Genomic DNA, 19,667 nt, shown 5'->3' with positions numbered 1-19,667 from the left:
TTCCGGTGATTTTCGCGAGATCGACAGCACGCGGCCTTTTTATTTCGCAATGCAGCAACTATCTGGTTGGGCTGAACGTTGAAAGCCGCCCATCAGGAAAGTGCCGTGTCGTTAGCCAGAAATGTCGATTTGTTGAGACGTCTGCCAAGGCTGGACGGTCTGCGATTCGCCGAGTTCGGCCGTATCCCTGGTTCATCCAGTCCGCTGGAAGAGGTCACGGGCTTCGGCGACAATCCCGGCGCCTTGCGCATGTTCGCGTTCGTGCCGGCGCAACTGCAGAAGCCCCGGGCGCTGGTCGTCGTGCTGCATGGCTGCGGACAGACGGCGGCAGGTTACGATCTCGGCGCCGGCTGGTCGACGCTCGCGCGGCACTACGGCTTCGCGCTGCTGATGCCCGAGCAGCAGCGCGTCAACAACGGCAACACCTGCTTCAACTGGTTCAATCCGGAAGACAGGGCGCGGGACAGTGGCGAGCCGCGCTCGATCCGCGAGATGATCGCGCACATGACGGAGACGCATCGCATCGATCCCAGGCGCATCTTCATCACCGGCCTGTCCGCCGGTGGCGGCATGACGTCGGTGATGCTCGCGACCTATCCGGAAGTCTTTGCGGCTGGCGCGATCATCGCCGGCCTGCCCTACGGCATCGCCTCGAATTTGCGCGAGGCGCTGGACGGCATGTTTCATTCCCCGGCGCGTCCCGCACGCGAACTCGGCGATCTCGTGCGCCGCGCCTCCGATCATCGTGGTCCCTGGCCGAAGGTGTCGGTGTGGCACGGCAGCGCCGATCGCACCGTCAATCCCGGCAATGCCAACGAGATCGTCAAGCAGTGGCTCGATCTGCACGATCTGCCTGAAGTGCCGATGGCGGAGACCAATGTCGACGGCTATCCGCGCCAGGCCTGGTGGAACAAGGACGGCGAGACGCTGGTCGAGTCCTACGCCATCACCGACATGGCCCACGGCACGCCGCTTGGCGTTGCCGACAACGACCAGCGCTACGGCATGGAAGGCGCGTTCCTGATCGAGGCCGGCATCTCCTCGTCCTATCACATCGCGAAGTTCTTCGGCCTGACTGGCTGGATTCCGGATGCGGCGAAGAAAAAAGCAGCGAAGCCTGCCGCTCCGGCTGCTCCGGCGCGCTCACCAGCCCCACATCTCGCCCGCTCGATCCGTGCGAAGGTCGCCGAAGAAGCGGCCGAGCCGAAGCAGCAGGAATCCCGTGGCTTCGATCTCGGCCAGATCATCACGCGCGCCCTGACGGCGGTGGGATTGATGAAGTAAGCTCCTGCTCTGACGCTTGCCCGGGACGACAACCGCGTTTGGGGCGACGCCGTCGCTTCAACTCGGCGAAGCTGCCGTGTGATCGATCACCTCGATCGGCGTCACCGTGACCTCGCCGCCGGCGACCTTTCGCGTCATCTCCTGATAGGCCCGGAAGAAGTCGCGCGACTGCAGCGCCTTTTGCGCGGCATCGTCGCTGACGCTCGCAAGATGGAAATAGCTGCCCTCGTCGCGGGCCTTGAGGACGCGGTATCCGATCCGCCCCTTCAGCTGCGGATCGCCGTCGATCGCCTTGATGAAGCGGCCGATCTCCTGATGCCATTCCTCCGTCGTGCCGTTCCTGAATTGGTATCTGATCATGAAGTGCTTCATGTGACGCTCCCTGTTCGTCATGCGCGTCATCATCTGCGCCTTGGAAGCGATCCCGCAAGTATGGACAAAATTGATAGTATGGACTTTTTCGTTGTCGCTCCTATTCTTTCGCACGCTGGCTAACGCATGGAGGAGACGACATGGCGAAGGCAAGAGTGATCCCGCCGCGCGCCTGTCCGGTCGCGGCGTTTCAAAAGATGATCAGCGGCAAGTACAAGCTGCGCATTGTCTGGGACCTCAAGGACGGCCCACGCCGCTATGGCGAAATCAGGAGCGGTCTGCTGCGCGGCACGTCAGGCAGCGGCGAGATCACCCCGCGCGTGCTCAGCCGCGAATTGAAGGCGCTGACGATGAGCGGCCTGATCGACCGCAAGGACTTTGCGAGGTGCCGCCGAAAGTCGAGTATCGCCTCACCCGCAAGGGCAAGAGCTTCGTGCCCGTCGTCGCCGCGATTCGCGAATGGGGCGAGCGTAACCTGGGCGAGACGGCGGCGCTCGCAGACGCCGCCGAATAGAGCATGATCCGGAAAACTGTGAAGCGGTTTTCCGATCAGATCATGCTCAAACAAGGAGCCTACATCTCGCCGGTGACGAATGGGTTGGTCATCCGCTCCTGACCGATGCTCGAGCCGGCGCCGTGGCCGCAGATGAAGCCGACGTCGTCGCCGAGCGGCAGCAGTTTCGTCTTGATCGAGTTGATCAGCGTCGCGTGACTGCCGCCGGGCAGGTCCGTGCGGCCGACCGAGCCCGCGAACAGGACGTCGCCGACATGGGCAAAACGTAAGTCCTTGTTGAAGAATACCACGCTGCCCGGCGAGTGGCCCGGGCAGTGCAGGATGTCGAACGACAGGCCGCCGATCGAGACGCTGTCGCCTTCGTCGAGCCAGCGGTCCGGCGCGAAATTGCGCACGCCGGTCATGCCGAAACGCGCACCGCTCTCGACCACGTTGTCGAGCAGGAACTTGTCGGCCTGATGCGGCCCCTCGATCGGCACCTTCAGCGCATCGCGCAAATCCGCCGCGCCGCCGACATGGTCGATATGGCCGTGGGTGAGCCAGATCTTCTCCACGGTGACGCCGGTCTGCTTGATCGCCTCCAAAATCTTCGGCACGTCGCCGCCGGGATCGATCACCACGGCCTTCTTGCCAGGCTCGTCCCAGATGATGGTGCAGTTCTGCTCGAACAGCGTCACGGGAACGATGATCGCGCCCGCCTTGGCTTTGGTGTCATTTTGCTCGGTCATGGGCGCCACAATGCCGATTTTTGCCATGCCGCCAAGCAAAAGATTCGTGCGATGGACCGGGGAACAGGTCACACGGGCGTCCCAATTGGCTCTCCAATCTGAACCGGGGCGTTGCTTCCGCGTTCTCCCGCGCGAGGGCAGTCTTTGGATGGTATTCCCACATGGCTCACGGCAGCGAGAACTGGTGGCGCGACGGCATCTTCTATCAGATCTATCCGCGCTCCTTTCAGGACAGCGACGGTGACGGCGTCGGCGATCTCGCCGGCATCCTGCAACGGCTGCCCTATGTGAAATCGCTCGGCGTCGATGCGATCTGGCTGTCGCCGATCTTTCCCTCGCCGATGGCCGATTTCGGCTACGACATCGCCGACTACACCGGCATCGAGCCGCTGTTCGGCACCATGGCGGATTTCGACGCGCTACTCGCGGCCGTCCACGACAACGGCCTGAAGCTGATCCTCGATCTCGTGCCGAACCACACCTCCGACCAGCATCCCTGGTTCGTCGAGAGCCGCGCCTCGCGCGACAACCCCAAGCGCGACTGGTACATCTGGCGCGATCCGAAGCCCGACGGCAGCGCGCCGAACAACTGGCTGTCCGAATTCGGCGGCAGCGCGTGGCAGTTCGACGAAACCACGGGGCAATACTACTACCACGCCTTCCTTGCCCAGCAGCCGGACCTCAACTGGCGCAATCCCGATGTCCGCGCCGCGATCTACGACGTGATGCGGTTCTGGCTCGAGAAGGGCGTCGATGGCTTCCGCGTCGACGTGATCTGGCACCTGATCAAGGACGCCGAATTCCGCGACAACCCGCCGAACCCGCATTACGTCGAGGGCCGGCCGCCGAACGAGAAGATCCTCACGCAATATTCCACCGACCAGGACGAGGTGCATGGCGTCATCGCCGAGATGCGCCGCGTCACGGATGCGTATCGCGCCCGCGTCTTGATCGGCGAGATCTATCTGCCGCTGCATCGTCTCATGGCCTATTACGGCAACGACCTCACCGGGGCGCAGATGCCGTTCAATTTCGCGCTGCTCGCGACCTTCTGGAGCGCGCGCTCGATCGAGACGATCATCGAGGACTACGAGAAGGCGCTGCCGAAGGGCGCCTGGCCGAACTGGGTGCTCGGCAACCACGATCGTCCGCGGGTGGCGAGCCGCGTCGGGCCGGAGCAGGCCCGCGTCGCCGCCATGCTGCTGCTGACCTTGCGCGGCACGCCGACGCTCTATTACGGCGACGAGATCGGCATGCATCAGCTCGCGATCGCGCCGGAGGATGTGCGCGATCCCTTCGAGAAGAACGTGCCCGGCATCGGCGTCGGCCGTGACGGCTGCCGCACGCCGATGCAATGGGATTCCTCCAACTTCGCCGGCTTCTCGCAGGTGAGGCCGTGGCTGCCGCTGCCCGAGGATCATATCCATGAAAACGTCGCCAATCTCGAAGCCGATCCGCGCTCGATCCTCAGCCTCTACAAGCGCCTGATCGCGTTGCGGCGGGATTGCCCGCCGCTGGTCGCCGGCGATTATCACCCGATCGAGGCGCAAGGCGATCTGCTGATCTATCGCCGCGCGGTCGGAGACAGGTCGGTGATAACAGTGCTCAATCTCGGCCCCGACCCGATCGCGGTCACCACCAGCGCGATCCGCCCGGGCAGCGAGATTCTGCTGTCGACGTTCCTGGATCGTGAGGGCGAGAAGCTGGAGGGCGTGCTGGATCTGCGCGGGAACGAGGGGGTGGTGGTAGCGCCGCCATCCTAGCCCTGCTTCCGGCAGGAGAACGGCGGAGGAGATGGCCACCGCTGTCTCCCCGTCATTGCGAGCGCAGCGAAGCAATCGCGCCTGCTGCCCGCGAAAAAATTCTGGATTGCTCGCTTCGCTCGCAATGACGATCGTTGAAACGACGGGGCAAACCACGGCATCCGACCTTACCCCGGATGCTTCTTCCCCCGCATCGTCGTCTCGTCGATATCGCTCCGCTTCAGCAGATAGTCCAGCCCACCGACGCGATACCAGCGATAGCCATAGGGCTCCAGCACCACGCGGTGCTGGCGGCGCTTGTCGGCGTGACTGTGGTCTTCCGCGAGCAGGTTGATCAAATGCGCGCCGGCCTCGCCAGGCAGTCCCGCCGAGAACGCGATCTCGCGCGGCTTTTCGTCGAGATTGTGCACGAACAGCACGGAATTGTTGCGCCAGTCGTAGCGGATGATGAAGACGGCGGGATCCCGCACAGGGATCACCGTGAAGTCGCCCCAGCCGACCTCCGGCACTTCCTTGCGCATGCGGACGATGCGCTCGGTCCAGTTCAGCATGGAGTTGGGATCGCGCCGCTGTGTCGCGACATTGAGGTGCGGAAATCCGTACGGACCCTTGTCGATGACGGGGCAGGAAGGCTTGTCGGCCTTGGTGAAGCCGCCATGCGGTTCGGTCGACCATTGCATCGGCGTGCGCGCGCAATTGCGCTCGGGCAGCGACAGGTCGTCGCCCATCGCGATCTCGTCGCCATAGCGGATCACGGGCGTTCCCGGCAACGTGCACATGAGGCTGTAGGCGAGCTCGAGCCGCCGGCGGTCGCCGCCCAGCATCGGCGCAAGGCGGCGGCGGATGCCGCGGTCGTAGAGCTGCATGTCCTTGTCGGGGCCGAAGCATTTGAACACGGTATCGCGCTGCGCCTTGGTCAGCCTGCCGAGATCGAGCTCGTCGTGATTGCGCAGGAACAGGCCCCATTGCGCCGTCGCCGGCCGCGGTTTTGTTGCTTCCAGCGCCTTGGCGAGCGGACGGCAATCGGCGGATGCCAGCGAATAGAACAGATGCTGGTTGACGTGGAAGTTGAACATCATGTGCATGCGATCGCCGTCGCGCCCGAAATATTTCATGTCCGTCTTCGGCAGCACGTTGGCTTCGGCGAGAATGATCGCGTCGCCCTGCCGCCATTGCAGGAATTCGCGGAAGACGCGCAGCATGTCGTATTGCTCCACCGGCTTCTTCACCTTGGCGCCCTTCGTCGCGATCACGAAGGGCACGGCGTCCATGCGAAAGCCGGAGACGCCGAGCTGGATCCAGAAGCCCATGATCTTCAGGATCTCGGCCTGCACGCGCGGATTCGAGGTGTTGAGGTCCGGTTGGAAATCGTAGAAACGATGGAAATACCAGGCGCCGGATTCCTTGTCGCGCGTCCAGGTCGATTTCTGCACGCCGGGAAACACCATGCCCTTGTTGGCATTGGCCGGCTTCTTGTCGGACCAGACGTACCAGTCGCGATAGGGCGAGTTCTTGTCGCGCCGCGCCTCCTTGAACCAGTGATGCTGGTCCGAGGTGTGATTGACGACGAGGTCGATGATGACGCGGATGCCGCGCTGCTTGCAGCCCTGGGCGAACTCGACGAAATCGCCGAGCGTGCCGTAGCGGGAATCGACGCTATAATAGTCGGCGATGTCATAGCCGTCGTCGCGGCCGGGCGAGGTCTGGAACGGCATCAGCCAGATCGTGGTGATGCCGAGGCCGTGCAGATAGTCTAGCCGCCGGAGCAGGCCCTTGAAGTCGCCGATGCCATCGCCGTTGGCGTCCATATAGGAGCCGACGGAGAGGCAGTAGATCACGCCGTTCTTGTACCAGAGATCGTCGATCATGCGCGAGCAGCCTCGGTGGTTCCGCCGAGGTGCGGCGGCTGCGTGATAAGTGCGTGGGGAAGGAGAGGTTCCCGCGCCTCGCAGCGCTGTGCCGCCCTCGCTCGACAACCGCTCCCTGTGGTCATGGATTCCGGGCTCGCGCTGCGCGCGCCCCGGAATGACGGGCCAAATGGAATCGGTTAATCTCCGCCCATGGACAACACCGCCCGCATCAGCCTCGTGCCGCCGCCGGATCGCCGTCAGTCGGAAACAGCGCTTGCCGTTGCGCGCGGCACCGCGCGGCTCTTGCATTCGCTCGGCTTCTCCTGCATCAGCGAATTGCCGCTGCCGTCGGGTCGGCGCGCGGATCTCGTGGCGCTGAACGAGCGCGGCGAGATCTGGATCGTCGAGATCAAATCGTCGATCGAGGATTTGCGTGCCGACCAGAAATGGCACGAATACCGCGCCCATTGCGACCGCCTGTTCTTCGCCTTCACGCAGGATCTGCCGTGCGAGATCTTTCCTGAAGACACCGGCCTGATCATTGCGGATGCCTACGGCGCGCACCTGCATTGCGAGGCGCCCGAGCACAAGCTCGCCGCCGCCACGCGCAAGCAGATGACGGTGCGTTTCGCGATGGCGGCGGCCTTGCGGATCAACCGCCTGGTCGATCCGCAGGGGCATGCAGATTTCTGGGAGTGAGTTCGCAGGGTGGTTGCGCCGAACAGATGCGCTTCGCGCATCTGCGGAGCTGACCCACGCTACGCGAGCGCTACCGCGGCGCGCGCTTCGCCAAAATACGTTGCAGCGTCCGCCGGTGCATGTTGAGACGGCGCGCCGTTTCCGAGACGTTGCGGTTGCACATCTCGTAGATGCGCTGGATGTGCTCCCAGCGTACGCGGTCGGCTGACATCGGGTTGGTCGGCAGCTCGGACTTCTCCGCGCTGGTCGAGAGCAGCGCGGCGACGACGTCGTCGGCGTCCGCCGGCTTCGACAGATAATCGATCGCGCCCATCTTCACCGCGGTCACGGCGGTGGCGATGTTGCCATAGCCGGTCAGCACGATCGCGCGGGCATCGGGGCGCTTCTTCTTCAGCGCCGAGACCACGTCGAGGCCGTTGCCGTCACCGAGCCGCAAGTCGACGACGGCGAATGCGGGCGCCGCCTTGCCGATCTGCGCGAGACCGTCCGAGACTGTGTCGCACGACGTCACCGAAAAGCCGCGGGTCTCCATCGCGCGCGACAAGCGCTCGAGAAACGGCTTGTCGTCCTCCACGATGAGAAGCGAGCGGTCGGCCTGTTCATTCAGTTCGGCGATGGCGTTCAAGGTGTTGTCCTCTCTCCAGCGCGTTACATATGGCCTCGCAATCGGGCGGTGCCAAGGCCGCCAATGGCCGATCGGCCCCTTTGTGCGACGCAAGGTCGCGGTCTATCCTATTGTTTCTTCGACTGTCTCGGTAGCCTCAAAACGCGGCCTCGGCCATGTGATGTGCACCACCGCGCCGTGTTCCGGAAAGATCCGGTTGGTAAACGAGACCTTCGCGCCGGTGCGCTCCAGCAGCGTCCGCGCGATGAATACGCCGAGGCCGAGGCCGCGCCGTTCGCCGCCGCCGTCGTCCTGGGTGCGTCGGCGCGACAGATACGGCTCGCCGATCCGGTTGAGAATATCGGGCGGAATGCCCGGGCCGTCGTCGGAGATCAGGAGCTCGATCGTGTCCTTGTTCCACCAGGCGTTCACCTCGACCGTGGTGTGGGCGAAATCGACGGCGTTCTCGACGATGTTGCCGACGCCGTAGAGGATCGCCGGATTGCGTGAGCCGACCGGCTCGGCGGCCGCGGCCACCGCGATCCGCACCTTGATCTCGACGCCGAAATCGCGGTGAGGAGCCACCACCTCCTCGATCAGCTCCGACAGCTTCATGCGGTCGAACGGCGCGCCGGTGGAGGAGAGCTGGGTGATCTTGCTGAGGATGTCGCGGCAGCGCTGGGTCTGCTCGCGCAGCGTCTTAAGGTCGGCGGCAAAGATCGGATCCTTCACCGTCTTTTCCAGCTCGCGCGAGATCAGGAAGATGGTCGCCAGCGGCGTGCCGAGCTCGTGCGCGGCCGCGGCGGCGAGGCCGTCGAGCTGGGTCAGATGCTGCTCGCGCGTCAGCACCAGCTCGGTCGCGGCCAGCGCGTCGGCGAGCTTGCGCGCCTCCTCGGTCACCTGGAACGAGTAGAGGCTGGTGACGCCGATGGCGAGCACGATCGAGAGCCAGACGCCGACGAGATAAATCGGCGGCAGCACCAGGGGATCGTCGGAATCCCAGGGCAGCGGCAGATGGAAGAAGAACAGCACCGAGGCACAGGCGACGGCGAGCAGGCCGAGGCCGAAGGTGAAGCGGGCCGGCAGCGCCGTCGCCGAGATCAGCACCGGGGCGAGAAACAGGAAAGAGAACGGGTTCTGCAGCCCGCCGGTGAAGAACAACAGCCCCGCCAGTTCCACGATGTTCAGCGCCAGCAGGCCGGCGGCCTGCATCGGCTCCAGCCGCTGCATCGGATTTGCCGCGGTCTGGAGGCCCAGATTGAGCGCGGCCGACAGCGCGATGATGCTGACGCAGGGGACGATCTCGACGTTGAACTCCAGTCCCTGTGCCACGATGAAGATCGCGGCGAGCTGGCCCAGCACCGCGAGCCAGCGCAGCCGCAGGATGGTGTCGAGGCGGATATGCCGCTGCGCGGGGCGAAAGTCGGAAGCGGCGATTTCGGTCATAACGGCCAATGGGGCGGTGCCTTCTGGATCACAAACGCTGGGCTCGCGGAACCACCCCGATTACAAGCCTTGCGCTATCAGCTGCAATAGCAGAAGAACGGCCAGCATGACCGAGAATGGCAAGGGTTCAAGTCGGCCGACTGTCGCGGAGCAGGCCTCCTCCGCGGCGATCGCGGTCGATCACCTCGTCAAGGTCTACAAGCAGACCCGCGCCGTCGACGATATCTCCTTTTCGCTGCCGCGCGGCAGCATCACCGGGCTCCTGGGCGGCAACGGCGCCGGCAAGACCACGACCATCGCGATGATCATGGGCCTGGTGCTGCCGACCTCCGGCCGCGTGCAGGTGCTCGGGCATCGCATGCCCGAGGAGAGCGCTGCGGTGCTGGGGCGGATGAATTTCGAGAGCCCCTATGTCGACATGCCGATGCGGCTCACGGTGCGGCAGAACCTCACCATCTTCGGCAAGCTCTACGCGGTCAAGAATTTGTCCGACCGCATTGCGGAGCTCGCCGACGATCTCGACCTCACCGATTTCATCGACCGTGCCAACGGCAAGCTCTCGGCCGGCCAGAAGACCCGCGTTGCTCTCGCCAAAGCGCTGATCAACCAGCCCGAGCTGCTCTTGCTGGACGAGCCGACGGCCTCGCTCGATCCTGACACCGCCGACTGGGTCCGGGCGCATATGGAGCGCTATCGCAAGGAGAACAGCGCCACAATCCTTCTGGCCTCGCACAACATGCTCGAGGTCGAGCGGCTCTGCGACCGCGTCATCATCATGAAGCGCGGCCGCATCGAGGACGACGACACGCCTGCGGCCATCATGACGCGCTACAACCGCACCACGCTGGAGGAGGTGTTTCTGGACGTCGCCCGCGGCCGGGTGAACGGTGCGAAGGAGGCGGCAAGGTGAGGGAGAAGCGGGTGCTCCTTTCGTCATTGCGAGCGAAGCGAAGCAATCCAGAATCGTTCCGCGGAAGGACTCTGGATTGCTTCGTCGCAAGGGCTCCTCGCAATGACGTCTTGGATAGACCGTGCGCGGCATTTCTATCCCTGTGCGGGAGCGCACCATGATCGAGCTCTCCCTCCACCGAGGCATCTCGCTCCACCGCATCGGCGCGATGATCCTGCGCTACTGGTACCTGCTGCTGTCGTCCTGGCCGCGGCTGCTCGAGCTTCTGTACTGGCCGGCGCTGCAGGTCATCACCTGGGGCTTCATCCAGTATTACATCGCGGAAAACGCCAGCTTCTTCGCGCGGGCCGGCGGCACGCTGATCGGCGCCGTCATCCTCTGGGACATCCTGTTCCGCGGCCAGCTCGGCTTCTCCATCTCGTTCCTGGAGGAGATGTGGGCGCGCAACATCGGCAATCTCATGATGAGCCCGCTCCGGCCGATCGAGTTTCTGCTGTCGCTGACGGTCATGAGCCTGATCCGGCTCGCGATCGGCATCGTTCCGATGACGCTGCTGGCGCTGTTCCTGTTTCATTTCAACGTTTATGCGCTCGGCCTGCCGCTGATCGCCTTCTTCTGCAATCTGATCTTCACCAGCTGGTCGGTCGGCATCTTCGTCTCGGGACTGGTGCTGCGGCACGGTCTGGGCGCCGAGAGCATCGTCTGGACCTTGATGTTCGCGATCATGCCGCTCGCCTGCATCTACTATCCCGTCAGCGTGCTGCCGGCCTGGCTGCAATATGTCGCCTGGGCGCTGCCGCCGACCTATGTGTTCGAGGGAATGCGCGCGCTGCTGATCGAGAACACCTTCAGGATCGATCTGATGCTCGAGGCGTTGGTCATCAATGCTGTACTTCTGGGCGCTTCTTTTTGGGCATTCCTTGCCCTTTTGCGTAGCGCCAAAAAGCACGGCTCGCTGCTCTCGGGCGGTGAATAACGTCACTTTGTCGTGGATTCAGGCCGATTTAATCGTTTCCTCCACGTAGATGTACGGAACCATGCATTGACGCAATATTACGCATTCGGCAGTATGCTGCGATGCGAAGAGGATTATAGCGATGCCTATTGGTGAGTTTGGTGGCGCCCCGCCCCTGGCTGCGGAAGGCAGTCCGGTCCTGACGACGCCGATGTACTGGATGTACGAGATGGCCCACGCCTCTCTCAATCCCGCCCGTGCAGTCACCGACGCGACCAAGCTGCTGTTTCAGAATCCCCTCAATCCCTGGGCCCGTACCCAGGTCGGCAAGTCGGTCGCCGCGGCCTGCGAATTGTTCGAGCGCACCACGCGCCGCTACGGCAAGCCGGAATGGGGCCTCGACGACACCGAGGTCAACGGCATCCGCGTCCCCGTCGAGATCCGTTCGGTCTGGGAAAAGCCGTTCTGCCGGCTGCTCTACTTCGATCGCAAGTTCACCCGTCCGCTGCGCAGCCCGCAGCCGCGCGTGCTGATCGTGGCGCCGATGTCCGGCCATTATGCGACACTGCTGCGCGGCACGGTCGAGGCCTTCCTGCCGGCGCACGAGGTCTACATCACCGACTGGGCCGATGCCCGCATGGTGCCGCTCAGCGAAGGGCGCTTCGATCTCGACGACTACATCGACTACATCATCGAGATGCTGCACGTCCTCGGCGGCAACACCCATGTGATGGCGGTGTGCCAGCCGTCCGTGCCGGTCGTCGCCGCCGTTTCGATCATGGAAGCGCGCCGCGATCCGTTCGTGCCGACCTCGATGACGCTGATGGGTGGCCCGATCGACACCCGCCGCAATCCGACCGCGGTGAACAACCTCGCCCAGCAGCGCGGCATCGACTGGTTCCGCAACCACGTCATCACCAAGGTGCCGTTCCCGCATCCGGGCATGATGCGCGACGTCTATCCGGGATTCCTGCAGCTCAACGGCTTCATCAGCATGAATCTCGACCGCCACATGGACGCCCACAAGCAGCTGTTCGCCAATCTGGTCAAGGGCGACGGCGACCTCGTCGACAAGCACCGCGACTTCTACGACGAATATCTCGCGGTGATGGACCTCTCGGCCGAATATTACCTGCAGACCGTCGACACCGTGTTCGTGAAGCACTCGCTGCCGAAGGGCGAGATGACCCATCGCGGAACCCGCGTCGATCCCTCAAAGGTCATGCGCGTTGCGTTGATGACGGTCGAAGGCGAGAACGACGACATCTCCGGCCTCGGTCAGACCGAAGCGACGCACGGTCTGTGCAGTTCGATCCCCGATCATCGCCGCGTTCATTACGTCCAGAAGGGCGTCGGACATTACGGCGTGTTCAACGGATCGCGTTTCAAGTCCGAGATCGTGCCGCGGATTCACGACTTCATGGTCTCGGCTGCGAATCCGAGTTCGTTGCAGGCTCTCGCGGCTGAATAAATCTCCTCATGTTGAGAAGCGCGGAACGCGCGTCTCGAACCATGAAGGCCCCGATCTCCCTGTGGCCATCCTTAGAGACGCCCGATTGTGCGCGCTCCTCGGATCAGCGTGGGCATAGCCGTATTTCGGCTTTCCCGTCGAAATTTCCGCCCCTGCCGGAGCCTCCGGCAGGGGCAAGTTCCCCCCAGATTCGCGGTATTTAGGTAGCTTCATAGGAGTGAGTCCGGCCTCACCGCTTGGGGGTGTCGCATGCGTCCCGAGGGGGCGAAAAAAGCCGGTTCCAACCCCAGTCTGTAGGGTCTCCCGGACGCCGGACCCCTGTATATTGGGCAAATGATTTGTTTTTGCGCCGAGCGCTTTCCCTGGCGGTGGTTATGGCAGAATCCGGGTGAACTCCTGCCCCCCGGACTGACAGACATGGCCACTCGCGCACTCCTTTATCGGCGGCCCCACGAACCGAAGACCCTCGTCATCACCCATGGGTCGCAATTCTTTGCGATTCGCCTGCGAAGACATCGCCGAGCGCGCCGCTACACGCTCCGAATTCATCCGAGTGATCGCGAAGCCATCCTCACCATGCCGCCGCGCGGCACGCTCGCCGAAGCAAAAGACTTCGCGACGCGTCACGGCGCCTGGATCGCGGCACGTCTCGGTCGCCTGCCGAAGGCTGCACCGTTCCAGCCTGGCACGGTGATACCGCTTCGCGGCACGCCCCATCGCATCATTCATCGCGCCGGCGCCCGTGGCACGGTATGGACCGAGACGCGCGACAGCGGTGAAAAGATTCTCTGCGTTGCCGGCGGGCTCGAGCATGTCGATCGCCGCGTCAGCGACTTCCTCAAGCGCGAGGCGCGCCGCGACCTGCAGCGGTCTGCGGAATCCTATGCCGCCGAGCTCGGTGTCAGGGTCAAGCGGCTCTCGATCCGCGACCAGTCCAGCCGCTGGGGCTCCTGCACCTCGGCGGGCTCGCTGTCGTTCTCCTGGCGCCTGATCCTCGCGCCACCCTTCGTGCTCGACTATCTCGCCGCCCACGAGGTCGCCCATCTCGTCGAGATGAACCACTCCGCCCGCTTCTGGCGCGTCTGCGGCAAAGTCTGCCCGTCGATGGAGCGCGCCAAGAAGTGGCTCGACACGCACGGCAATGACCTGCACCGGTACGGGGTCGAGGATTAGGGCTCGCGCGTCGTTGCGGGTGGCCAACTCTCCCTCGGTGTCCCGGCCCTCGCCGGGACGACACCGAGGAAACGTGTTCTCGGTATTTCGCGCGACTCTCGCCTTAGGCGCGACGATTGCGGCGCGTGCCAGATTAGCCCCGCCGCATCAAACGCTTCGCACCATCCACCCCGGCGTCACGGCCGATGTCACGCTCTACTGTGCATGGGGTCGTTTTCGCAGCTTTTGTTTTGAGGCCACGAGGACCGCAATTCGCAGCTTAGCGATTGCCGCCAAACAGCCGGTCCATCAGCCAGCCGTCGAGCCCGGCCGCCGCTTCCGGCCGCACATTGGCGCGCGTCGGCGGCGGGCGATAGCCGCCAGCGCTCGCCGGTGCCGGTCCCGGCGCCGCCGTCGGCGGCGACACCTGCGAGGTCGCCTGCGCGAGGTTCGACAGGCCCCAGCCGCCCGGTGAGCTCGGCAGGTTCGACACGGGCACGCCTTCGTGGGCGGTGCGCATGAAGCGCGACCAGACTTCGACCGGCAGGCCGCCGCCGGTCGCCTTCTTGGTCGGCGAGTTGTCGTCGTTGCCGAGCCAGACGCCGGTGACGAGGTTGGCGGTGTAGCCGATGAACCAGGCGTCGCGGTAATCCTGGCTGGTCCCGGTCTTGCCGGCCGCCGGCCAGCCCGGGATCTCCGCCTTCTTGGCGGTGCCCGATATCAGCGTCTCCCGCATCATCGCATTCATCATGCCGACATTGCGGGGGTCGATGACCTGGTTCCGCTCGTCGGGCTGGCGCATGTAGAGCAGCTTGCCGCTGAGCGTCCTGATCCTTGTGACGACGTGCGGCGCCACCGCGAAGCCGCCATTGGCGAAGGGTGCATAGGCGCCGACCAGCTCGACCACCGAGACTTCCGAGGTACCGAGCGCGATCGAGGCATTGGGCTCGAGCTTGGAGGAGATGCCGAGCCGGTGTGCGGTGCGCACCACGTTCTTCGGCCCGACCTCGAGGCCGAGGCGGATGGCGACCGTGTTGAGCGACATCGCCAGCGCCTGCGTCAGCGTCACCGCGCCAAAATATTCGTGGGTGTAGTTCTCGGGCTTCCAGCCCTTGACCTCGATCGGCGCGTCCTGGCGGACCGTGTCGGGCGTCAGCCCCTGCTCCAAGGCGGTGAGGTACACGAACGGCTTGAACGAGGAGCCGGGCTGGCGTCTGGCGGTGACCGCGCGGTTGTACTGGCTCTCGGAATAGTTCCGTCCGCCGACCATGGCGCGCACCGCGCCGTCGGGCGTCATCGCCACCAGCGCGCCCTGGCTGACATTGAACTTCACGCTCTTGGCCGCGAGCTCGTCGATGATGGCGGCTTCGGCCACGCTTTGCAGCTTCGGGTCGATCGTGGTCTCCACCTTGATGCTCTCGTCGATCTGGCCGACCAGATCGTCCAGCACCTCGCCGATCCAGTCGGCGACGTAATTGACCGTGCCGGCGCCGGCCGGCTTCACATTGTAGGAGGGATGGCCGATCGAGGCCTGCGCCTGCGCTTCGGTGATGAATTTTGCATCCGCCATCGCCGCGAGCACGATCTGCGCGCGCGCCTCCGCGCCTTCGGGATTGCGGTTCGGCGCAAGGCGCGAGGGCGATTTGACGAGGCCGGCCAGCATCGCGGCCTCGGCGACGGTGACGCTCCTGGCCGACTTGCCGAAATATTTTTGCGCGGCGGCTTCGACGCCGTAGGCGCCGGAGCCGAAATAGACGCGGTTGAGATAGAGCTCCAGGATCTCGTCCTTGGAGTGCTTGCGCTCGAGCCAAATGGCGAGCTCCGCTTCCTGCAGCTTGCGCTGCATGGTGCGCTCCTGGGTCAGGAACAGGTTCTTGGCGAGCTGCTGCGTCAAGGTCGAGCCGCCCTGCGACACGCCGCGATGGAGCACGTTGGTGACGAGGGCGCGCAGGATGCCGACGGGGTCGATGCCGAAATGCGAATAGAAGCGGCGGTCCTCGATGGCGATGAACGCCTTGGGCAGATACGGCGGCAAATCCTTCAGCGCGACATTGGCGCCGGCCATCTCGCCGCGCTGCGCCAGCATGCTGCCGTCGATGCCGACGATCTGGATCGTCGGCGGGCGCTTTGGAATCTCCAGAGACTGGATCGGCGGCAGGTGTGCGCCAACATAGATCACGACGCCGATCACGGCGATCACGCCCCAAAGACTAACCACCGCGCCCCAATAGACGAGGCGGCCAAGGCCGGCTCCGAAGTGCGACTTCGAGCGGCGCCTGGCGCCGCTGCGGCCGGCCGGTGTCTTGCGCTCGCGCGGTGGCTCCTCGCCTGTATCCTCGCTCTTGCGCTTGGTGGGTGATTTCGCCGATTTCTTCGGCTTGTCCTCGCCGCCGGGAATGCGGTCCGCAGCCGTCAGGCGCAGATCGGCGAGCGCCGCGGGCAAGCCGAACAGCGGCTCCTTCCGCCCACCCTTTTTCTTTCCCCACGCCATACGCAAATACGCCCGGTCAGCCCGCCCCGCTGCACGCTAGCGGTCGCTGTTTAAGGCCGGGTTACCCCGGCGTTAAAGCGCGATTAGGAGGTGCGGCATTCGCCCACCGCAGTTCCGCTTGTCGGGCGGCAAGGCTAGGATCGCCGGCGTAAAACAAAGGGAACTCACGAAGGGAGCAGGCATGGGCCATATCGATCCGACCAAGGAGATCTTTGCGCAATTCCGGGAGAACGATCGCCCGGGCCCGATCCACATGCTCAACCTGGTGCGCTTGCGGAAGGAAGCAGCCTACCCCGATGGCCGCAAGGCGAGCGGCGCGGAGGCCTATGCCGCCTATGGGCGCGAGAGCGGCCCGGTATTCGAACGCCTCGGCGGCCGCATCGTCTGGCAGGGCAAATTCGAGCTGATGCTGATCGGCCCGCAGGAGGAGCGCTGGGACCATTGCTTCATCGCGGAGTATCCGAGCGTTGCCGCCTTCGTCGAGATGATCCGCGACCCGGTCTATCGCGAAGCGGTCAAGCACCGTCAGGCGGCGGTGGAGGATTCGCGGCTGATCCGGCACGCGGTGCTGCCGGTGGGCAAGAACTTTGGAGAGATACCGACCTGAGTTCGTGGGGTCGGTTAGCTCGCGGTCGCGCGAAGCGCGATCCGCGGGCATAACCCACCCTACGAGATCACCACTAACCCGCCGGGCCCGCATCCTCCAGGATCGGGCCGAACAGCTCCCAGCGCTCGCCGTTGAACTTCATCATCTGAAGCTGCTTGTTGACGCGGTAGTCTGTCGGCGAGGTGTTGGCCTTGATGCCGGGCAGCGCGGTGTCGCTGGTGACGTCCTTCAGTGAGGCCGCCTGCTTCATGACGTTCTCGCGCGTCAGATCGTCACCGCACTGCTTCAGCACATGCACCAGCAATTGCGCGGTGCTGTAGCCGTAGGTGTTGAAATTCGAGTCCTTATCGCCATCAGGATAGTACTTCGCCATGAAGTCGAAATACTTCTTCATGCCGGGGTCGTCCTTCCAGGTCGGATCGAGCGGTTCCTTGCCGTAGTTGACGCTGATCAGGCCCTTGGCGGCATCGAGGCCGGCCGGCTTCAGCACCGCACCGACCGAGGTGGCGTTGATGTCGACGATCTGGACCGGATGCCAGCCCATTTCGGCGATCTTCTTGATCGCCTGAGCAGCCTGCTTCGGCGTCGTCGCGCTGAAGAACAGATCAGCGCCGGCGTCCTTGATCTTGAGGATCTGCGAATCGACCGTGGGATCGGAGACCTCGTAGGACGCTTCGGTCACGATCATCTTGGCGGCCTTGTCGCCGAGGCCGGCCTTGAGGCCGTTCAGATAGTCCTTGCCGAGGTCGTCGTTCTGATAGAGCACGCCGATCTTGGCGTTCGAATGCTCCTTCAAAATGTACTGGCCGTAGATTCGGCCTTCGACGAAATAGTTGGGATTGTAGCCCATGGTCCACGGAAAGTTCTTCGGATCGGTGAACCTCGAGGCGCCGGTCGCTGCGAACAGCTGCGGTACCTTCTTGGAATTGAGATATTTCTGCACGGCCGCGTTCACGGGCGTGCCGATGATCTGGAAGGTCAGCAGCACCTCGTCGCTCTCGACCAGCTTGCGGATCTGCTCCACCGCCTTGGGCGGCGAATAGGCGTCGTCATACTGGATCAGATTGATCCTGCGGCCGTTGATGCCGCCCTGATCGTTGATCATCCTGAAGTAGGCGGCCTGGGTCTTGCCGATCGACGAATAGGCCGACGCCGGTCCCGAAAACGGCATGGTCTGTCCGACCTTGATCTCGGTGTCGCTGGCGCCCGGATCATATTTCTTCTGGGCATTGGCCGCAGAGGCCCACAGCGCCAGGGTCAGCGCCGTTGCCGTGGCCAGATGCAGCATTCCATTCCTCATTCGCAATTCCCTCAGTTTGTTATTGCCGGTGATCTGACCGGTGCGCTTGTGCGCACCGGACGTCACCGCTGAGGGCGAGTGTGGAGGAGGCGTTGCTGCGACGCAAGGTCGGCGTTCGGGGGTGGGTTACGCCCAGCAGCTTGCGCTTCGCGCAATCGCTGGGCCAACCCAGCCTACGATCCGTTCGCGAAACTAACCCGACGGTCCCGTGTCCTCGATGATCGGGCCGAACAGCTCCCAGCGTTCGCCGTTGAACCTCATCATCTGCATCTGCTTGTTGACGCGGAAGTCGTTCGGCCCGGTGTTGATCTTGATGCCGGGCAGCGCGAGGCTCGGCGTATAGCCCTTGATGTTGGCGACCTGCCTCATGACGTTCTCGCGCGTGAGGTCGTCGCCGCATTGCTTGAGCACCTGTGTCAGCAATTCGGCCACCGAATAGGCATAGGTGTTGACGGTGTTGAGCTTGTCGCCCTCGGGGAAATACTTGTCCATGAAGGCGAAGAAGGCCTTCACGCCCGGATCGTCCTTCCACTGCGGATCGCCCGGCTCCTTGCCGTACTGGGTCGAGATGATGCCCTTGGAGATGTCGAGGCCGGCCGGCTTCAGCGTCGCCGAGATCGGGCTCGCATTGATGTCGAGAATGTGCACCGGCGTCCAGCCGAGATCGGCGAGCTTCTTGATCGCCTGCGCCGCGAACTTCGGCGTCGAGGCATCGTAGAACACGTCGACGCCCATCGACTTCAGCTTGACCACCTGCGAGTCGACGGTGGGATCGGTGACCTCGTAGGAGACCTCGCCGACGATCATGCTGGCGGCCTTGTCGCCGAGGCCGCTCTTGAGGCCCGCGAGATAGTCGCGGCCCATGTCGTCATTCTGGTAGAGCACGCCGATCTTGGCGTTCGGATGCTCCTTGAGAATGTATTTGGCGTAGATGCGTCCCTCGGACACGTAGTTGGGATTATAGGCGATGGTCCAGGGATAGTTCTGCGGATCGTTGAAGCGTGCGGCGCCCGTGGAGGCCAGAAGCTGCGGCACCTTCTTGCCGTTGAGATATTTCTGCACGGCGGCGTTGGCCGCGGTGCCGATCAGCTGGAACGTGAACAGCACCTCGTCGCCTTCGACCAGCTTGCGCACCTGCTCCACCGTCTTCGGCGGCGAATAGGCGTCGTCATACTGGATCAAATTGATCTTGCGGCCGTTGATGCCGCCCTGATCGTTGATCATCTTGAAGTAGGCGGCCTGCGTCTTGCCGATATTGGCGTAGACGGAATAGGGACCGGAGAACGGCACCGTCTGGCCGATCTTGATCTCGGTGTCGCTCGCGCCGGTGTCGTATTTCTTCTGGGCGAGGGCTTGGCTGGCGGAAAACGCGAAGGCGAACGCCGCCGTGGCAGCTAGGAAGGCTCTGCGATTGCTCATGTTGGGTTGTTCCTCCTGACGGAATTTTCGACCGATGGTCTTTTCCGTTGTTGCAACGGGCGCCATCGCTGCCTGGGATTGTGGAGGAAGGGCAGCCGCCGC

At 63.8% G+C, this 19,667-nt stretch carries 17 protein-coding genes and 1 pseudogene; 10 read left to right on the top strand and 8 right to left on the bottom strand.

Features of this window, described 5'->3' with window-relative positions; all coding sequences use genetic code 11:
• The first annotated feature begins 105 nt into the window (after positions 1–105).
• Positions 106–1,284, top strand: coding sequence for an extracellular catalytic domain type 1 short-chain-length polyhydroxyalkanoate depolymerase (locus tag ACRQ5Q_RS40550; protein WP_439395383.1), 1,179 nt, complete (start codon positions 106–108; stop codon positions 1,282–1,284).
• A 57-nt stretch (positions 1,285–1,341) separates the two neighbouring features.
• Here the strand turns inward: ACRQ5Q_RS40550 and ACRQ5Q_RS40545 are convergent, their stop codons facing one another.
• A complete protein-coding gene (locus ACRQ5Q_RS40545; protein WP_439372003.1) occupies positions 1,342–1,656 on the bottom strand; it encodes a hypothetical protein in 315 nt (104 codons plus the stop codon).
• A gap of 140 nt (positions 1,657–1,796) precedes the next feature.
• Here ACRQ5Q_RS40545 and ACRQ5Q_RS40540 point away from each other — a divergent pair.
• A pseudogene (locus tag ACRQ5Q_RS40540) lies at positions 1,797–1,976 on the top strand (winged helix-turn-helix transcriptional regulator); the annotation flags it as partial.
• A gap of 65 nt (positions 1,977–2,041) precedes the next feature.
• A complete protein-coding gene (locus tag ACRQ5Q_RS40535) occupies positions 2,042–2,170 on the top strand; it encodes a winged helix-turn-helix transcriptional regulator (protein ID WP_439399952.1) in 129 nt (42 codons plus the stop codon).
• Between the two features lie 59 nt (positions 2,171–2,229).
• On the opposite strand, the gene ACRQ5Q_RS40530 is transcribed toward ACRQ5Q_RS40535, so the two are convergent.
• Complete coding sequence (locus tag ACRQ5Q_RS40530; protein WP_439371999.1) at positions 2,230–2,898, bottom strand: MBL fold metallo-hydrolase; 669 nt, start codon at positions 2,896–2,898, stop codon at positions 2,230–2,232.
• 161 nt (positions 2,899–3,059) lie between these two features.
• Between ACRQ5Q_RS40530 and ACRQ5Q_RS40525 the strand changes: the two genes are divergently transcribed.
• Entirely contained in the window at positions 3,060–4,661 is a 1,602-nt protein-coding gene (locus ACRQ5Q_RS40525; RefSeq protein ID WP_439395382.1) for an alpha-amylase family glycosyl hydrolase, read from the top strand.
• Between the two features lie 167 nt (positions 4,662–4,828).
• On the opposite strand, the gene ACRQ5Q_RS40520 is transcribed toward ACRQ5Q_RS40525, so the two are convergent.
• Complete coding sequence (locus ACRQ5Q_RS40520) at positions 4,829–6,529, bottom strand: alpha-amylase family protein (protein ID WP_439395380.1); 1,701 nt, start codon at positions 6,527–6,529, stop codon at positions 4,829–4,831.
• Positions 6,530–6,721: 192 nt separating this feature from the next.
• Between ACRQ5Q_RS40520 and ACRQ5Q_RS40515 the strand changes: the two genes are divergently transcribed.
• Entirely contained in the window at positions 6,722–7,210 is a 489-nt protein-coding gene (locus ACRQ5Q_RS40515; protein ID WP_439395377.1) for an MmcB family DNA repair protein, read from the top strand.
• A gap of 70 nt (positions 7,211–7,280) precedes the next feature.
• Here the strand turns inward: ACRQ5Q_RS40515 and ACRQ5Q_RS40510 are convergent, their stop codons facing one another.
• Together ACRQ5Q_RS40510 and ACRQ5Q_RS40505 are read right to left on the bottom strand one after the other, a co-directional pair.
• Positions 7,281–7,835 carry an ActR/PrrA/RegA family redox response regulator transcription factor gene (locus ACRQ5Q_RS40510; RefSeq protein WP_018644326.1) on the bottom strand — a complete coding sequence of 185 codons (555 nt, stop codon included), beginning with the start codon at positions 7,833–7,835 and terminating at the stop codon, positions 7,281–7,283.
• A gap of 102 nt (positions 7,836–7,937) precedes the next feature.
• Positions 7,938–9,260 (bottom strand): ActS/PrrB/RegB family redox-sensitive histidine kinase, encoded by a 1,323-nt coding sequence (locus tag ACRQ5Q_RS40505; RefSeq protein WP_439371992.1) that lies wholly within the window; start codon positions 9,258–9,260, stop codon positions 7,938–7,940.
• 106 nt (positions 9,261–9,366) lie between these two features.
• Between ACRQ5Q_RS40505 and ACRQ5Q_RS40500 the strand changes: the two genes are divergently transcribed.
• The 4 genes from ACRQ5Q_RS40500 to ACRQ5Q_RS40485 all read left to right on the top strand — a co-directional run bounded on the left by ACRQ5Q_RS40500 (position 9,367) and on the right by ACRQ5Q_RS40485 (position 13,769).
• Positions 9,367–10,170: an ABC transporter ATP-binding protein gene (locus ACRQ5Q_RS40500; protein ID WP_439395376.1), complete on the top strand. Its 804-nt coding sequence runs from the start codon at positions 9,367–9,369 to the stop codon at positions 10,168–10,170.
• Between the two features lie 157 nt (positions 10,171–10,327).
• Positions 10,328–11,146: an ABC transporter permease gene (locus tag ACRQ5Q_RS40495; protein ID WP_439371989.1), complete on the top strand. Its 819-nt coding sequence runs from the start codon at positions 10,328–10,330 to the stop codon at positions 11,144–11,146.
• 121 nt (positions 11,147–11,267) lie between these two features.
• Positions 11,268–12,596, top strand: coding sequence for a polyhydroxyalkanoate depolymerase (locus ACRQ5Q_RS40490; RefSeq protein WP_439371987.1), 1,329 nt, complete (start codon positions 11,268–11,270; stop codon positions 12,594–12,596).
• A 333-nt stretch (positions 12,597–12,929) separates the two neighbouring features.
• Positions 12,930–13,769 carry a M48 family metallopeptidase gene (locus ACRQ5Q_RS40485; protein WP_439371986.1) on the top strand — a complete coding sequence of 280 codons (840 nt, stop codon included), beginning with the start codon at positions 12,930–12,932 and terminating at the stop codon, positions 13,767–13,769.
• 259 nt (positions 13,770–14,028) lie between these two features.
• On the opposite strand, the gene ACRQ5Q_RS40480 is transcribed toward ACRQ5Q_RS40485, so the two are convergent.
• A complete protein-coding gene (locus ACRQ5Q_RS40480; protein ID WP_439371984.1) occupies positions 14,029–16,239 on the bottom strand; it encodes a transglycosylase domain-containing protein in 2,211 nt (736 codons plus the stop codon).
• 181 nt (positions 16,240–16,420) lie between these two features.
• On the opposite strand from ACRQ5Q_RS40480, the gene ACRQ5Q_RS40475 reads away from it, so the two are divergent.
• Positions 16,421–16,846 (top strand): DUF1330 domain-containing protein, encoded by a 426-nt coding sequence (locus ACRQ5Q_RS40475; protein WP_025033272.1) that lies wholly within the window; start codon positions 16,421–16,423, stop codon positions 16,844–16,846.
• Positions 16,847–16,919: 73 nt separating this feature from the next.
• Here the strand turns inward: ACRQ5Q_RS40475 and ACRQ5Q_RS40470 are convergent, their stop codons facing one another.
• Both ACRQ5Q_RS40470 and ACRQ5Q_RS40465 read right to left on the bottom strand, forming a co-directional pair.
• Positions 16,920–18,146: an ABC transporter substrate-binding protein gene (locus ACRQ5Q_RS40470; RefSeq protein ID WP_439395374.1), complete on the bottom strand. Its 1,227-nt coding sequence runs from the start codon at positions 18,144–18,146 to the stop codon at positions 16,920–16,922.
• Between the two features lie 192 nt (positions 18,147–18,338).
• A complete protein-coding gene (locus ACRQ5Q_RS40465) occupies positions 18,339–19,565 on the bottom strand; it encodes an ABC transporter substrate-binding protein (RefSeq protein ID WP_439371980.1) in 1,227 nt (408 codons plus the stop codon).
• Positions 19,566–19,667 lie beyond the last annotated feature (102 nt).

The sequence above is a fragment of the Bradyrhizobium sp. PMVTL-01 genome (assembly GCF_051861855.1).
Lineage (GTDB): Bacteria > Pseudomonadota > Alphaproteobacteria > Rhizobiales > Xanthobacteraceae > Bradyrhizobium.
This window is presented reverse-complemented; position numbering and strand designations above follow the sequence as displayed.

Coding starts and splice junctions, on each gene's coding strand:
- ACRQ5Q_RS40515 (WP_439395377.1), top strand. CDS start 6,722: ATGGACAACACCGCCCGCATCAGCCTCGTGCCGCCGCCGGATCGCCGT.
- ACRQ5Q_RS40490 (WP_439371987.1), top strand. CDS start 11,268: ATGCCTATTGGTGAGTTTGGTGGCGCCCCGCCCCTGGCTGCGGAAGGC.
- ACRQ5Q_RS40505 (WP_439371992.1), bottom strand. CDS start 9,260: ATGACCGAAATCGCCGCTTCCGACTTTCGCCCCGCGCAGCGGCATATC.
- ACRQ5Q_RS40500 (WP_439395376.1), top strand. CDS start 9,367: ATGACCGAGAATGGCAAGGGTTCAAGTCGGCCGACTGTCGCGGAGCAG.
- ACRQ5Q_RS40480 (WP_439371984.1), bottom strand. CDS start 16,239: ATGGCGTGGGGAAAGAAAAAGGGTGGGCGGAAGGAGCCGCTGTTCGGC.
- ACRQ5Q_RS40485 (WP_439371986.1), top strand. CDS start 12,930: ATGATTTGTTTTTGCGCCGAGCGCTTTCCCTGGCGGTGGTTATGGCAG.
- ACRQ5Q_RS40525 (WP_439395382.1), top strand. CDS start 3,060: ATGGCTCACGGCAGCGAGAACTGGTGGCGCGACGGCATCTTCTATCAG.
- ACRQ5Q_RS40465 (WP_439371980.1), bottom strand. CDS start 19,565: ATGAGCAATCGCAGAGCCTTCCTAGCTGCCACGGCGGCGTTCGCCTTC.
- ACRQ5Q_RS40495 (WP_439371989.1), top strand. CDS start 10,328: ATGATCGAGCTCTCCCTCCACCGAGGCATCTCGCTCCACCGCATCGGC.
- ACRQ5Q_RS40545 (WP_439372003.1), bottom strand. CDS start 1,656: ATGAAGCACTTCATGATCAGATACCAATTCAGGAACGGCACGACGGAG.
- ACRQ5Q_RS40470 (WP_439395374.1), bottom strand. CDS start 18,146: ATGAGGAATGGAATGCTGCATCTGGCCACGGCAACGGCGCTGACCCTG.
- ACRQ5Q_RS40475 (WP_025033272.1), top strand. CDS start 16,421: ATGGGCCATATCGATCCGACCAAGGAGATCTTTGCGCAATTCCGGGAG.
- ACRQ5Q_RS40530 (WP_439371999.1), bottom strand. CDS start 2,898: ATGACCGAGCAAAATGACACCAAAGCCAAGGCGGGCGCGATCATCGTT.
- ACRQ5Q_RS40520 (WP_439395380.1), bottom strand. CDS start 6,529: ATGATCGACGATCTCTGGTACAAGAACGGCGTGATCTACTGCCTCTCC.